Source organism: Leucobacter sp. Psy1 (assembly GCF_020096995.1).
Taxonomy (GTDB): Bacteria; Actinomycetota; Actinomycetes; order Actinomycetales; family Microbacteriaceae; genus Leucobacter.
Genome location: NZ_CP083692.1, coordinates 2,456,360 through 2,469,402, shown reverse-complemented (window position 1 = coordinate 2,469,402; position 13,043 = coordinate 2,456,360). Strand labels below are relative to the sequence as shown.

General features: G+C 67.4%; 12 protein-coding genes. 6 read left to right on the top strand and 6 right to left on the bottom strand.

The features are described 5' to 3' along the window. Together K8P10_RS11710 and K8P10_RS11705 are read left to right on the top strand one after the other, a co-directional pair. Complete coding sequence (locus K8P10_RS11710) at nucleotides 1–1,491, top strand: MFS transporter (protein WP_224779090.1); 1,491 nt, start codon at nucleotides 1–3, stop codon at nucleotides 1,489–1,491. 65 nt (nucleotides 1,492–1,556) lie between these two features. Further along, complete coding sequence (locus K8P10_RS11705; RefSeq protein ID WP_224779089.1) at nucleotides 1,557–3,023, top strand: aspartate ammonia-lyase; 1,467 nt, start codon at nucleotides 1,557–1,559, stop codon at nucleotides 3,021–3,023. 55 nt (nucleotides 3,024–3,078) lie between these two features. Here K8P10_RS11705 and K8P10_RS11700 read toward each other — a convergent pair whose 3' ends face one another. Next, nucleotides 3,079–3,945, bottom strand: a complete 867-nt coding sequence (locus tag K8P10_RS11700) for a fumarylacetoacetate hydrolase family protein (protein ID WP_224779088.1) — start codon at nucleotides 3,943–3,945, stop codon at nucleotides 3,079–3,081. A gap of 122 nt (nucleotides 3,946–4,067) precedes the next feature. On the opposite strand from K8P10_RS11700, the gene K8P10_RS11695 reads away from it, so the two are divergent. Continuing rightward, nucleotides 4,068–4,439 (top strand): FKBP-type peptidyl-prolyl cis-trans isomerase, encoded by a 372-nt coding sequence (locus K8P10_RS11695; protein WP_305069228.1) that lies wholly within the window; start codon nucleotides 4,068–4,070, stop codon nucleotides 4,437–4,439. A gap of 158 nt (nucleotides 4,440–4,597) precedes the next feature. Next, nucleotides 4,598–6,067 carry an NCS2 family permease gene (locus K8P10_RS11690; RefSeq protein WP_370631863.1) on the top strand — a complete coding sequence of 490 codons (1,470 nt, stop codon included), beginning with the start codon at nucleotides 4,598–4,600 and terminating at the stop codon, nucleotides 6,065–6,067. Nucleotides 6,068–6,079: 12 nt separating this feature from the next. On the opposite strand, the gene K8P10_RS11685 is transcribed toward K8P10_RS11690, so the two are convergent. Further along, nucleotides 6,080–6,919 (bottom strand): inositol monophosphatase family protein, encoded by an 840-nt coding sequence (locus K8P10_RS11685; RefSeq protein WP_224779087.1) that lies wholly within the window; start codon nucleotides 6,917–6,919, stop codon nucleotides 6,080–6,082. Between the two features lie 21 nt (nucleotides 6,920–6,940). Then, nucleotides 6,941–8,191, bottom strand: coding sequence for an ammonium transporter (locus tag K8P10_RS11680; protein ID WP_224779086.1), 1,251 nt, complete (start codon nucleotides 8,189–8,191; stop codon nucleotides 6,941–6,943). A gap of 259 nt (nucleotides 8,192–8,450) precedes the next feature. Here K8P10_RS11680 and rpsO point away from each other — a divergent pair, with 259 nt between their 5' ends. Both rpsO and K8P10_RS11670 read left to right on the top strand, forming a co-directional pair. Continuing rightward, the gene (gene rpsO / locus K8P10_RS11675) at nucleotides 8,451–8,720 is read left to right on the top strand and encodes a 30S ribosomal protein S15 (protein WP_208237555.1); all 270 of its coding nucleotides are present in this window, start codon (nucleotides 8,451–8,453) and stop codon (nucleotides 8,718–8,720) included. Nucleotides 8,721–9,035: 315 nt separating this feature from the next. Then, entirely contained in the window at nucleotides 9,036–9,911 is an 876-nt protein-coding gene (locus K8P10_RS11670) for an ABC transporter substrate-binding protein (protein ID WP_224779085.1), read from the top strand. Here K8P10_RS11670 and mmuM read toward each other — a convergent pair. From mmuM to K8P10_RS11655, 3 genes are all read right to left on the bottom strand, one after another. After that, nucleotides 9,892–10,818: a homocysteine S-methyltransferase gene (mmuM, locus tag K8P10_RS11665; RefSeq protein ID WP_224779084.1), complete on the bottom strand. Its 927-nt coding sequence runs from the start codon at nucleotides 10,816–10,818 to the stop codon at nucleotides 9,892–9,894. The two genes, K8P10_RS11670 and mmuM, sit on opposite strands and share 20 nt — an antisense overlap. Before the next feature lie 75 nt (nucleotides 10,819–10,893). After that, nucleotides 10,894–12,285 carry an aspartate aminotransferase family protein gene (locus K8P10_RS11660; RefSeq protein ID WP_224779083.1) on the bottom strand — a complete coding sequence of 464 codons (1,392 nt, stop codon included), beginning with the start codon at nucleotides 12,283–12,285 and terminating at the stop codon, nucleotides 10,894–10,896. A 2-nt stretch (nucleotides 12,286–12,287) separates the two neighbouring features. After that, entirely contained in the window at nucleotides 12,288–12,755 is a 468-nt protein-coding gene (locus K8P10_RS11655) for an Lrp/AsnC family transcriptional regulator (RefSeq protein ID WP_224779082.1), read from the bottom strand. Nucleotides 12,756–13,043 lie beyond the last annotated feature (288 nt).

The following is a 13,043-nucleotide window of genomic DNA, read 5'->3' as shown; positions in this document are numbered from 1 at the left end:
ATGTTCCGCTCCCTCAAGATCCGCAACTACCGCATCTGGTTCCTGGGGGCCCTGCTCTCCAACGTGGGCGCCTGGATGCAGGCCACGACGCAGAACTGGGTGGTGCTCACGGAGCTCACGTCGAACGACGCGGTCGCCGTGGGAACGACGATGGCGCTGCAGTTCGCCCCTCAGTTGCTCCTCGTGCCCTTCAGCGGGGCGGTCGCCGATCGGTTCGACCGGAGACGCGTGCTCATGGTGACCCAGACACTTCTGATGCTTCTCGCGCTCGGCCTCGGTCTGCTGCTTATCTCGGGCGAAGCCGAACTCTGGCATCTCTTCGGGTTCGCACTCGCCCTCGGCGTGGTGAACGCGTTCGATACTCCCGCTCGACAGGCGTTCGTCTCCGACCTCGTGGGCCCGACCCAGCTCTCGAACGCCGTCGCCCTGAACGCGGCCTCCTTCAACTCGGCGCGACTGATCGGGCCGGCCGTCGCCGGGGTGCTCATCGCGGCCGTCGGGTCGGGGTGGGTGTTCCTCATCAACGCCGTCTCGTTCGTCGCGGTGCTCGCCGCGCTGGCAGCGATCCGGATCCCGCACCGCGCCGGGGCGGTCACGACGGGGGAGTCGCAGCTCACCCGGCTCGCTGCGGGATTCCGCTATGTACGCCGTCGTCACGATCTCGTCGTGATTTTCGTCATGGTGTTTGTGCTCGGCGCGTTCGGCATGAACTTCCCCGTCATGTCCTCCACCATGGCCGTCGAGTTCGGCCGGGGCGCTGGGGAGTACGGGGTGCTCTCATCGATCCTCGCCATCGGATCGCTGACCGGCGCACTGCTCTCCGCCCGTCGCCCCGCTGCGCGCATGCGCGTCGTGATCCTCTCCGCAGGCGGGTTCGGGCTCGCCTGCGCGCTGGCCGCGGCCATGCCCACGTTCTGGACGTTCGCGGCATCGCTCGTGCTGCTCGGCTACTGCACCTCGACACTGCTCACCACCGCCAACGGGTTCGTGCAGACGACGACCGACCCGCTCGTGCGCGGTCGCGTGCTCGCGCTGTACTTCGCCGTGCTTATGGGAGGCACCCCGCTCGGCGCCCCCATCGTCGGAGCCGTGGCCGATGCGTGGGGAGCGCGATGGACGCTGTTCGTCGCTGCCGCCGCTGGTCTCGCGGCCTGCGGTGTCGGGATCGTCTGGCTGCTGACCGAGCGTTCGCTCCGCATCCACGTCGGACCGCGCGCGCGAGTCACATTCACGCACGCCGGGCGCCCGCACGCCGGGATCGATCCTGCGCAGCAGAGCGAGACGCTGACCGCGCCGCTCTCGGTACTCCGGCGAGGCACTGGACTGGTCGGCCCGGTCGACTCGGCACCGCAGGAGGGCCCCGCAGCCGAGGCGCTCACCGGGCCGGTATCGCTGCCGGATCGCGAAGATCTCGACGCCGACGCACCGCCTCAGCGACGGTGGTCTCAGCGCAGCGGTGAGGATCCGGAACCGCGCAGGCGCGAAGAGTAGGCTGGTCTGGTGCCTGCACGGCGGGAGGGCCGCTGTGCGCACTGAACCAGGAGTAACAGATATCCGTGAGTGATGCCCTGTCCGCCCAAACCCGCACCGAGACCGATTCGCTCGGCAGCCTCGAGATCCCGGCGAGCGCCTATTGGGGGGTGCACACCGCTCGCGCGAACGCGAACTTCCCGATCGCCCGACGACCGGTGTCCGTGTACCCCGACTTCGTGCGCGCTTTCGCGTGCGTCAAGCAGGCCGCAGCCCGCGCCAACCATGAGATCGGGGCGCTCGACGAGCAGCGCGCCACCCTCATCGACCGGGCGTGCGAGGAGGTGCGCACCGGCATGCTCCACGACCAGTTCGTCGTCGGCGTGGTGCAGGGAGGCGCCGGCACCTCCACGAACATGAACGCGAACGAGGTCATCACGAACCGTGCCCTCGAACTCGCCGGGCACGCAAAGGGCGACTACGCCTTCATCAATCCCAACGACCACACCAATATGAGCCAGTCGACGAACGACACCTACCCGACGGCGATCAAGATCGCGCTCGCGTTCTCCCTGCGCAGTCTGCTCGACGAGCTGCAACTGCTCTCTGACGCGTTTGCCGCGAAGGGCAGGGAGTTCGCGCACATCATCAAGGTCGGGCGCACGCAGCTGCAGGACGCCGTGCCGATGACGCTCGGTCAGGAGTTCACGGCGTTCGCCGTGACGCTGCGCGAGGACATCGAGCGTTTGGACGAAGCCGTCGCGCTGCTCGCGGAGGTGAACATGGGCGCCACCGCGATCGGCACCGGGATCAACGTGCCGAAGGGATATCGGGAGGCTGTGGTCCGCCACCTGCGGGAGAACACCGGTCTGCCTCTCGTCTCGGCCGGAAACCTGGTGGAGTCCACGAGCGACACCGGCGTCTTCATCACCTTCTCCGGAGCGTTGAAGCGCAGCGCGCTCAAGCTGTCGAAGATCTCGAACGACCTCCGGCTCCTCTCCTCAGGTCCGCAGGCGGGGCTCGGCGAGATCAACCTGCCGGCCGTTCAAGCCGGATCCTCGATCATGCCTGGCAAGGTCAACCCCGTCATCCCCGAGGCGGTCTCTCAGGTCGCCTACTCGGTCGCCGGAGCGGATGTCACGGTGTCGATGGCGGTCGAGGGCGGGCAGCTCCAGCTGAACGCGTTCGAACCGATCATCGCCCACTCGCTCTTCCAGTCCATCACGTGGCTGGAACGCGCCTGCCGCACCCTGCGCGAGAACTGTGTCGACGGCATCACCGCGAACGAGGAGCGTCTCGCCGACACCGTCGCGCGTTCGGTCACCGTGATCACCGCGCTGGCACCCGTCCTCGGGTACGCCGAGGCGGCGGCACTCGCGAAGGAGGCGCTGCGCACCAACGAACCGGTGGCCGATCTGGTCGTCGACCGGGGCCTGCTCGGAGCCGACGAACTCGCCGAGCTGCTGCAGCCGGCTCGTCTCGCCGGGCTCACGCCCGAAGCCGGTGAGGTGGAGACGCTCGAGAAGCCGGTCGAGCGCCCCGAAGAGGCCTGAAAACGGAAGCGGGTCTCACCGGAGACCGGTGAGACCCGCTGGACCGCTGAGACGCTCAGCCCTGGACGCAGTGCGACGTCAGCGTGCCGATCTTCTCGATCGTGACCGTGACGTCGGTGCCCGGGGCGAGGAACAGCGGAGGAGTGCGCGACTTCCCTGCCCCGCCGGGGCTACCCGTCGAGATGAGGGTCCCCGGCAGCAGCGTGAGCGACTGCGACAGGGACGATATGAGCTGGGCGACGGAGCGGATCATGTACTCGGTCGTCGAATCCTGCACGCGAAGGTCGTCGACATCGGTCGTGATGCGGAGCGCCTGCGGATCCGGAATCTCATCGGCGGTGACGACGACGGGCCCCACGGGGGTAAAGCCGTCGAACGACTTGCAGCGCGACCACTGGGGCTCGGCGAACTGGATGTTGCGCGCCGTGATGTCGTTGATGACGGTGTAGCCGAAGACGTAATCGAGCGCCTCCTCGACCGACACGTTCTTTGCCGGCTTGCCGATGACGACGCCGAGCTCGCCCTCGTAATCGACCTCTTCGCTCAGGTGCGTCGGCAGTGGCACATCGGCCTCGTGCGCGTTGAGTGAGTTCGGGAACAGTGAGAAGAGCACCGGTCCCGAGTCGTTGTCGAGGCTGAGCTCGCTCGCGTGCTCGTCGTAGTTCAGGCCGACCGCGAGCACGATCGGCGGATTGAGCACGGCGGGTGCGGTCGTCGTCTCCGAGAGCGCGACCGCGTCCGAGCCGTCGGACTCCGCTACGGCGGTGCGCACGCGGTCGAGCGCATCGGGACCCGAAGCGATGAGCTCCTGGAGCGTCGCGGCCTCGACGCCGAATCGGCGCACAGGAGTCGCGGAGTCACCGTCGACGACGACGAGTTCGGGGTCGGTATCGGGGGAGAGGCTCAGATGCGCGAATTTCACGTGTCCAGGGTATCCGATAATGCGGACGCTCCCATCTCCGTGCCATCGACGAGGATGACCGCAGGTTCCTCTGAGAGCGAAAGGCCAAGACTTCCCCGCCCGACCGCGAGAGAATGGCGCCTATGACTGACGCATCACTGACCAAGCCCGAGATCGACTTCCCCGACGGCCCTCCGCCCGCCGAGATCGAGGTCATCGACCTCGTCGAGGGTGACGGCGCCGAGGCCGAGCGCGGTTCGACCGTCGAGGTGCACTACCTCGGCGTCGACTACGAGTCCGGTGAAGAGTTCGATTCGTCGTGGAGCCGCGGCGAGACCATCCGGTTCCCCCTCCGGTCGCTCATCGAGGGGTGGCAGATCGGCATCCCCGGTATGAAGACGGGCGGCCGACGCAAGCTCATCGTTCCGCCCGCCCAGGCATACGGCAACGCGGCGGGCCACCCGCTCGCGGGGAAGACCCTGATCTTCGTGATCGACCTGGTCTCGGTCGGCTGACACCCGATCGCTCGCGCAGCGGCGCCCGGTTGCCCTTCGAGGTCAGCCGGGCGCCGCTGCCGTGAGTGGTAGCGTTTCTCTCCGGGCGCGCGAGCGCACGCCCGTTCGTGCGCCGTACGGTGCCGAAATCTCGTGCATTGAGTGAGGTCGGGGAGAACGTGACAGCCACAGAGACGACGCAGCCGGACGGGCCCGGCGCTCCGCAGTACAGCGGATTCCGGGGCGGGGTGGACCGCTACTTCGGGATCACCCAGCGCGGTTCGACATTCGGGCGCGAGGTGCGCGGCGGTCTCGTCACCTTCGTGACGATGGCGTACATCGTCGTGCTGAACCCCATCATCCTGACGAGCGGTGTCGACGTCGACGGCAACCAGCTCGCATTCCCCGCCGTGAGCGCCGTGACAGCGCTGACCGCGGGCGTCATGACGATCCTCTTCGGCGTGGTCACCCGCCTCCCGTTCGCGTTCGCGGCGGGACTTGGCATCAACGCCTTCCTGGCCTTCTCGGTCGTAGGCCAGGTCACCTGGCCCGAAGCGATGGCGCTCGTCGTCATCAACGGCCTGCTCATCGTGCTGCTGGCCGTCACCGGCCTCCGCCGCATGATCTTCGACGCGGTTCCCGTCGAGTTGAAGCTCGCGATCACCGTCGGCATCGGCCTCTTCATCGCGTTCATCGGCTTCGTGAACGCCGGTTTCGTCACCTCGACCGGTGAAGCATCGCCGCCCGTGGGCCTCGGCGTGGGCGGCTCCGTCGGCAGCGTGCCGACGCTCATCTTCGTCGGCACCCTCGTCATCACGGGCGTGCTCGTGGCGAAGCAGGTGCGCGGCGGGCTGCTCATCGGGCTCGGCACCGGCACCATCGTGGCCGTGATTGTCGAGGCCGTCTGGCATCTCGGCGCGGTCGCCGACGGAAACGCCGGCGGCTGGAGCCTCACGGTTCCCACGCTCTCGGGCGCGCCCTTCAGTCTGCCCGATCTGAGTCTCATCGGAGCCGTCGACTTCAGCTTCGCCCGCGTCGGCATCGTGACGGTCGTCATGCTGGTCTTCACGCTGCTGTTCACGAACTTCTTCGACGCGATGGGCACCTTCACCGGCCTCTCGCGCGAGGCGGGCCTCGCCGATGATCGCGGCAACTTCCCCCGTCTGAAGTCGGCGCTTGTCGTAGAGGGCGTCGGCGCCGTCGCCGGCGGCCTGACCTCGGCCTCCTCGAACACCGTCTTCGTGGAGTCGGGCGCCGGTATCGGCGAGGGAGCACGCACCGGACTCGCAAACGTCGTGACGGGGCTCGTGTTCATCGCGGCGATGTTCCTCACGCCGCTGACGCAGGTCGTGCCGACGGAGGTCGCCGCCGCAGCCCTCGTCGTCGTGGGAGCGATGATGATGGCCCAGGTGCGGCACATCGACTTCTCGCAGTTCAACGTGCTGCTGCCAGTGTTCCTCACGGTCACCGTGATGCCGATGACCTACTCGATCGCCAACGGGATCGGTGCGGGGTTCGTCGCGTGGGTCTTGATCCACGCGCTCGGCGGCAAGGCCAAGCAGGTCCACTGGCTCCTGTGGGTGGTCGCGGCGGGCTTCGTCATCTTCTTCGCCCGCGGTCCGATCGAGGCGGCGCTCGGCGTCGCCTGATCCTGGGCCGCGCTACGCTGCGGCGGGAGACAGCCCCAGCGCCGCGTGCAGACGCGCGGCGAGCACCCCGTTCGCGGCGACCAGGTACGGTTCGCCCGGCGGGGTGCGGTCGTCGGCGCCCAGCAGGTTGGCGCCTGCCTCCCGGGCGATGAGCGCTCCGGCGGCATAGTCCCACGGCTGCAGTCCGCGCTCGTAGTAGGCGTCGAGGCGGCCGGCGGCGAGCAGGCAGAGGTCGTACGCGGCGGAGCCGATCCTGCGGATATCGCGGACCTGCGGGATCAGTTCCGCGACGACCAGCGCCTGTTCGGTGCGGCGCTCGACGGTGTACCCGAACCCCGTCGCGACGAGCGCGCGCGAGAGATCGGGGTTCTCGGAGACGCGAATCGGGGAGCCGTTGAGGCGGGCTCCGCCGCCCGCGTACGCCTCGAAGAGCTCATCGGTGCGCGGGTTGCACACGGCCCCAGCGATGGCTCGACGACCGTCGGCGAAGGCATCTGGATCGGCGACCGTCGCCGCCACGCTCACGGCGTACGCCGGAAGTTCGTAGAGGTAGTTCACGGTCCCGTCGATGGGGTCGAGCACCCAGGTGATCCCGCTGCGGCTCTCGCGCCCCGCCCCCTCCTCGCCGAGGATGCCGTCTTCGGGGCGCTCGGCGATGAGCGCGTCGGTGAGCAGGCGTTCTGCGGCTTGGTCGGCGGCTGTCACCACATCGACGTCGCTGGATTTCGTGGCAGCGACGTCGACCCCGCGCCCCCGCATCTCCAGGATCTCGGCTGCCACGCGGTGGGCGAGCCGTGATGCGAGTGATGCGAGGGCGGCGGGGTCGACGTCGGGGAGTGCGGCTGCGGTCATGTTCCGAGCCTAGTCCCGGTGTTACGGAGCGCTGACGAGGCGTCCCTCCTCTTCGCGCTGCTCGCGGAGCTCCTCGGCGGTCAGCGCGTACGCCTCCTCGCCGTGGGCGACCGGGTCGATACCGGCATCCTCGACGGCTGCAGGGACACGGAGGCCCGTGATGGCCTTGACGGCGAGGGCGATGAGCAGCGAGACCACGAAGGAGTAGAGCATCACGCCGACGACCGAGATCGTCTGGACGAGCAGCAGGCCGGCGTCGCCGCCCATGAACAGTCCGTCGTCGAAGGCGAAGAAGCCGAGGTAGATGGTGCCGATGACACCGGCGACGAGGTGCAGGCCCACCACGTCGAGCGAGTCGTCGTAGCCGAGACGGTACTTCCAGTCGATCGCGAAAGCGCAGGCGCCACCGGCGATGATGCCGAGCAGCAGTGCCCAAACGGGCGACAGGTTCGCCGCCGACGGCGTGATGGCCACGAGACCGCCGATGGCACCGGATGCAGCGCCGACGACGCTGGGCTTGCGACCGCGGATCGCATCGATGATCAGCCAGCCGACGATCGCCGCGGCGGGGGCGCCGATGGTGTTGACGAGGATCAAACCGGCCTCGCCCGCCTCAGTCGCCGCGCCGGCGTTGAAGCCGATCCAGCCGAACCAGAGGAGTGCCGCGCCGATCGTGACGAGCGGCAGGCTGTGGGGGCGGTGCGAGCCGGGTCCGAAGCCGCGACGCTTCCCGGCGACGATCGCGAGGGCGAGCGCAGCAGCACCCGCGTTGATGTGGATGGCTGTACCACCCGCGAGGTCAATGACCTCTGGGGTGCCGAGCATATCGCCGAGCTGCATGACCCAGCCGCCGCCCCAGACCCATGACGCCACGGGGAAGTAGACGAGAGCGGCCCAGACGCCGGAGAAGATGATCCAGGAACCGAGACCGACGCGATCGGCGATCGCGCCCGAGATCAGTGCGGTCGCGATCATCGCGAAGGTCACGCCGAAGCCGATGCCGATGAAGTCGGCCTGATCGGTGGCGACGAGCCCGAGATCCTTCATGGGGTTACCGGCGAACCAGCCGGTCTCACCCTCGGCGAAGTAGCTCATGCCGTACCCGAAGAGGATCCAGAGCATGCCGACGACGCCCATGGCGCTGATGCTGAACAGCATCATGTTGACGACCGAGCGAACTCTGACGAGTCCGCCGTAGAACAGCGCGAGGCCGGGGGTCATGACGAGGACGAGTGCGGTGCTCGCGAGCATCCAGACGTCTGTGGCTTCCATAGGAGGCACCTTTCTCTCGGGGGGCCGAGTGTGAACGTGGGATCAGTCTCCGCCCGGTCTGTTTCGTAAGCGTGTCCCGGTCGTTTCCCTCCCGTAACCGTGCCGTAACCGTTTCGCGTCGAGCGGCGACGGGGCCTGATCTGCCCGGCCGCGGCGAAAGGTGCTAAGATACTGAGGTTGCCGTCAGAACGGCCGCGGAGAAAGAGAGCACCAGCATCGGGCTGGTTGCGCCGCGCAACGACAGAAAGGGGACCGCCATATGGGACTGAATGCAGAGGTCAAGAAGGCGATCATCGATGAGTACGCGACCACCCCAGGTGACACCGGTTCCCCCGAGGTCCAGGTGGCGATGCTCACCCGCCGCATCACCGACCTGAACGAGCACCTGAAGGACCACAAGCACGATCACCACTCGCGCCGCGGTCTCCTGCTGCTCGTCGGCCAGCGTCGTCGTCTGCTCGGGTACCTGCAGAAGGTGGACATCGAGCGTTACCGCGCCCTCATCGGGCGTCTCGGTCTGCGCCGCTAAGTTCGCTGCAGGTTTCGGCGATACGCCTGAGACACTGCGAAGCGCCTCGCTCCTTCGGAAGCGGGGCGCTTCTGCGTTCCCCCCCCTGCCCTCTCTACCCCTCCTTCGCGCTCGCCGAGTGAACGCTGTTCGTGCTGAAAAGCCGAAGTTCGGAACAGATTGCGTTCACTCGCGTGGTGAAGGGGCCTCGTGGGGAACTCTTCCCCGTACCTGGAGCACCGCGGGTGGAGTTCCAGAGCGCCACGGAGCCATGACGCCCGTGTCACCGTCCGTCACATGCGCGGCTGCTCCCCGGAGCGCGGACAGAATAGTGGGGTGAAACTCCGTTCCGCAGCTCCCGCCTTCCTCGCCGCCGTAGCGCTCCTCCTCACGGGGTGCGTGAACAATGAGGCCTCCGAGCAGGCCGCGGCCGAGGCGCCGACCGAGGGATCGAGCGAGGCGCGTACCTGGAGCGAGATCGAAGAGTCCGGGGTGCTGAAGGTGGGCACGATCGTCGACTATCCGCCGAACGAGTTCAAGACCGACGACGGTGAGCCCACGGGGTGGGCGGTCGATCTCGTCGCGGCGATCGCGGATGAGCTCGGGCTCGAGGTGGAGTGGGAGGTGCTGCAGTTCGACAGCATCCTCCCGCGCATCGAGGGCGGGACCATCGACGTCGGCGTCGGGTCTTTCGGGGACACTCTGGAGCGGCAGGAGGCCGTCGACTTCGTGAACTACTACGAGGCCGGCACGCTCTGGGCGGCGCGGCCGGGCAGCGACGTCGATCCTGACGCCGCCTGCGGCCTCACGATCGCGGTGATGGCGACGGGCACGCAGCACCTCATCGAGCTGCCGGAGCGGGACGCCGCCTGCCAGGAGGCCGGCGAGCCCGGCATCGAGATCGAACCCTACACGGGGCAGCCCGAAGTGACGAACGCCGTAGTGCTCGGCAAGGCGGATGCATTCTCCGCCGACTCACCGGTGACGATCGACGCGGTGAATCAGCTGGACGGGGAGCTCGAGGTCGCAGGCGACCTCTTCGACACCGTCCCCTACGGTTTCCCCGTGGCGAAGGGGAGCGACCTTTCCCCGCAGCTCGCCGAAGCACTGCAGCGCCTCATCGACGACGGGAGCTACCTCGAGATCCTCGAGAGCGGCAAATCCGAGTATGGCGCCATCGAGACGGCGACGATCAACGCGGGGACGGAGTAGCCCAGCGCCCCACGCACTCCGCGATCCGCTCGATGTCGCCGGTCGTGACCCGGCAGCAGCCGCCGATGAGACGGACGCCGCGGTCGAGCCAACCCTCGACGTAGGCGTCGATGGGGGCGGCGTCGCCGAACCAGGAGCGGGAAGCCGGATCCCACGTCTCTCCGGTGTTGGGGTAGGCGATCAGCGGCTTCGCGGTGCGCTCACTGAGCGTACGGATCGCCGTGTCGGCATCTCGGAGCGACGCGCAGTTCACGCCGACCGCGCGGATCTCCTGGGTGCGGTCCGCCCAGTCGGCGACGTCGGTCAGCGACGCGCCCGTTCGTAGGGCGCCGCCGGTGCCCACGGTCACGCTGAGCAGGGCGGCCGCACCCGACCCGGCGAGCTCGCGGCAGATCGCCTCGACCTCGTCGAGTGCCGGGACCGTCTCGAAGAGCAGTGCGTCGGGGCCGGACGCGGCGAGGGCCTCGAGGCGGGGACGGTGCCATCGGCGAAGACCATCGACGTCGAGGTCGTAGTCGCCCGTGTACTCGGTGCCCTGACCGGGTGAGGCGCCGTAGGGGCCGATGGATGCCGCGACCCACGCCTGTTCGGGCGTCAAGCCGGCCTCGCTGCGGGCTCGGCGAGCGATCTCCACGCTGGATCGGAGCAGCGCGTCGACCTCGTCACGGTCGGCCCCCTCCGACGCGAAGCCCTCGTACGTGACTTGGTACGAGCAGGTCGTCGCGACGCGGGCGCCGGCGGCAAAGAAGTCTCGGTGCGCGGCCTTTACCTCGTCGGGCCGGTCGCGCAGCAGCTTCGCCGACCAGAGTGCGGAGGCGACCGAGTTGCCGCGGGTTTCCAGGTGGGTGCCGAGGCCGCCGTCGAGAACGACGGGGCCTGCTGCGATGGCGTCGAGAAGCGCTGGCATGCGCACCAGTCTAGAGAAAGCGAACGGCCCGCCCCACCGAAGTGGAGCGGGCCGTCCGGGTGCTCGAGGATCGGATCAGATCTTCGAGGATGCGTCCTTCAGAACGCTGCGGAGGATGCCACCGATCTCCGCGAACTCCGACTCGCCGATGGTGAGCGGGGGAGCGAGCTGGATGACGGGGTCTCCTCGGTCGTCGGCGCGGCAGTAGAGGCCGGCTTCCCACAGTGCGGGCGACAGGTAGTCGCGGAGCAGCCGGTTCGACTCCTCCTCGTTGAAGGTCTCCTTGGTCGCCTTGTCCTTGACGAGCTCGATGCCGAAGAAGTAGCCCTCGCCGCGCACATCACCGACAATGTCGATGTCGAGCAGCTTCTCGAGCTCGGCGCGGAAGAGCGGGCTCTTCTCGCGGACTCGCTCGTTGAGGCCCTCTTCTTCGAAGATGTCGAGGTTCTCGAGTGCGGCAGCCGCAGCGGCCGGGTGACCCGCGAAAGTGAAGCCGTGGTAGAAGGTGTTGTCCTCCGACTGGAACGGCTCCGACACGCGATCGGCGACGATCATCGCACCGAGCGGGACGTAGCCCGAGGTGATGCCCTTCGCAGACGTGATGATGTCGGGCTCGTAGCCCAGCGCCTTCGAGGCGAAGAAGTCGCCGACGCGTCCGTAGGCGCAGATGACCTCGTCCGAGACGAGCAGCACGTCGTACTGGTCGCAGATCTCGCGCACGCGCTTGAAGTATCCGGGGGGTGGCGGGAAGCAGCCACCGGAGTTCTGCACGGGCTCAAGGAAGACGGCGGCAACGGTGTCGGCACCCTCGAAGAGGATCGCCTCCTCGATGCGGTTCGCCGCCCACTGGCCGAAGGCCTCGAGCTCGGTCGGGGCGCCCATCTCTTCAGCGCGGTAGAAGTTCGTGTTCGGCACCCGGTGACCACCCGGGGTCAGCGGCTCGTAGAACTTCTTCATGTCGGGGATGCCCGTGATCGCGAGCGCGCCCTGCGGGGTGCCGTGGTAGGCGACCGAGCGGGAGATCACCTTGTGCTTCATGGGCTGGCCCTTGAGCTTCCAGAAGTGCTTCGCCAGCTTGAAGGCCGACTCCACTGCTTCGCCGCCGCCAGTGGTGAAGAACACCTTGTTCATCTCGCCGGGGGCGTAGCTCGCGAGGCGCTCGGAGAGTTCCACAGCTGCCGGGTGCGCGTAGGACCAGAGCGGCATGAAGTCGAGCTGCTGCATCTGCTTCGCGGCCGCCTGGACGATGCGCTCGCGGCCGTGACCGGCGTTGACGACGAACAGACCAGCGAGGCCGTCGATGTACTCCTTGCCGGCGGCGTCGTAGATCTTGTGGCCCTCGGCGCGAGTGATGACGGGGATGCCGTCGTTCAGAACCTTGCGCGAGGTGAAGTGCGGCCAAAGGTGGCTCGACGCCTTCGCCTGCAGGGCGGCGGTGTCGAATGCCGCGGTCGGATCGTAGGACATGGTTATCGTGTTCCCCAGTCGTATCGTTGTTTTTTGAGTTGGAGGTATACAAACGTCTCAGTCTCGGCGACGCCGTCGATGGCGCGGATCTTGCGGTTGAGGAGCTCGATGAGATCGTCATCGTCCTCGCACACGACCTCGGCCATGATGTCGAAGGAACCGGCGCTGAGCACCACGTAGTCCACTTCGGGCATCTCGGCGAGTTGATCCGCGACGACACGGGTGTCGCCGCTGGCGCGAATGCCCAGCATCGCCTGACGGCTGAATCCGAGTCGCATCGGATCCGTCACCGCGACGATCTGCATCACACCACCGTCCGTGAGCTTCTGCACGCGCTGACGCACGGCAGCTTCACTGAGACCGACGGCCTTGCCGATCTCGGCGTACGAACGGCGTCCATCGGTTTGCAATTGCTCGATGATCGCCTTCGACGTCGAGTCGAGGCCTTGCTGAGTCCGTTTCGCGCTCACACTGTCGATTCTGACATTCCTACCCGGAAAAAGCAAAGGATTTCGTTGTTCGCGGGTCTAATGTGTGCGCATATTCTCAGCACATGGTCGCCGTTGGGTCTCTCGGCATGATAATCCCCTCGTCGCGCGGTGCGGACGGCAACGTTTTCACAGAGGCCTGCGGAATCCGTGGTTTGGGGTGACGCTGACCGTGGATATCAATAGTTTTCACCTGTGTGGCGACTTCTTTGATGAAGTTTTTGTTTCAAGCGCGCGTTCGCTGTGGCATCAGGGGTGTCGATGTGCCAT

Excerpts from the sequence above, each read along its gene's own strand:
- K8P10_RS11710 (WP_224779090.1), top strand. The coding sequence starts at position 1 with ATGTTCCGCTCCCTCAAGATCCGCAACTACCGCATCTGGTTCCTGGGG.
- K8P10_RS11695 (WP_305069228.1), top strand. The coding sequence starts at position 4,068 with ATGACTGACGCATCACTGACCAAGCCCGAGATCGACTTCCCCGACGGC.
- K8P10_RS11685 (WP_224779087.1), bottom strand. The coding sequence starts at position 6,919 with ATGACCGCAGCCGCACTCCCCGACGTCGACCCCGCCGCCCTCGCATCA.
- K8P10_RS11680 (WP_224779086.1), bottom strand. The coding sequence starts at position 8,191 with ATGGAAGCCACAGACGTCTGGATGCTCGCGAGCACCGCACTCGTCCTC.
- rpsO (WP_208237555.1), top strand. The coding sequence starts at position 8,451 with ATGGGACTGAATGCAGAGGTCAAGAAGGCGATCATCGATGAGTACGCG.
- mmuM (WP_224779084.1), bottom strand. The coding sequence starts at position 10,818 with ATGCCAGCGCTTCTCGACGCCATCGCAGCAGGCCCCGTCGTTCTCGAC.
- K8P10_RS11660 (WP_224779083.1), bottom strand. The coding sequence starts at position 12,285 with ATGTCCTACGATCCGACCGCGGCATTCGACACCGCCGCCCTGCAGGCG.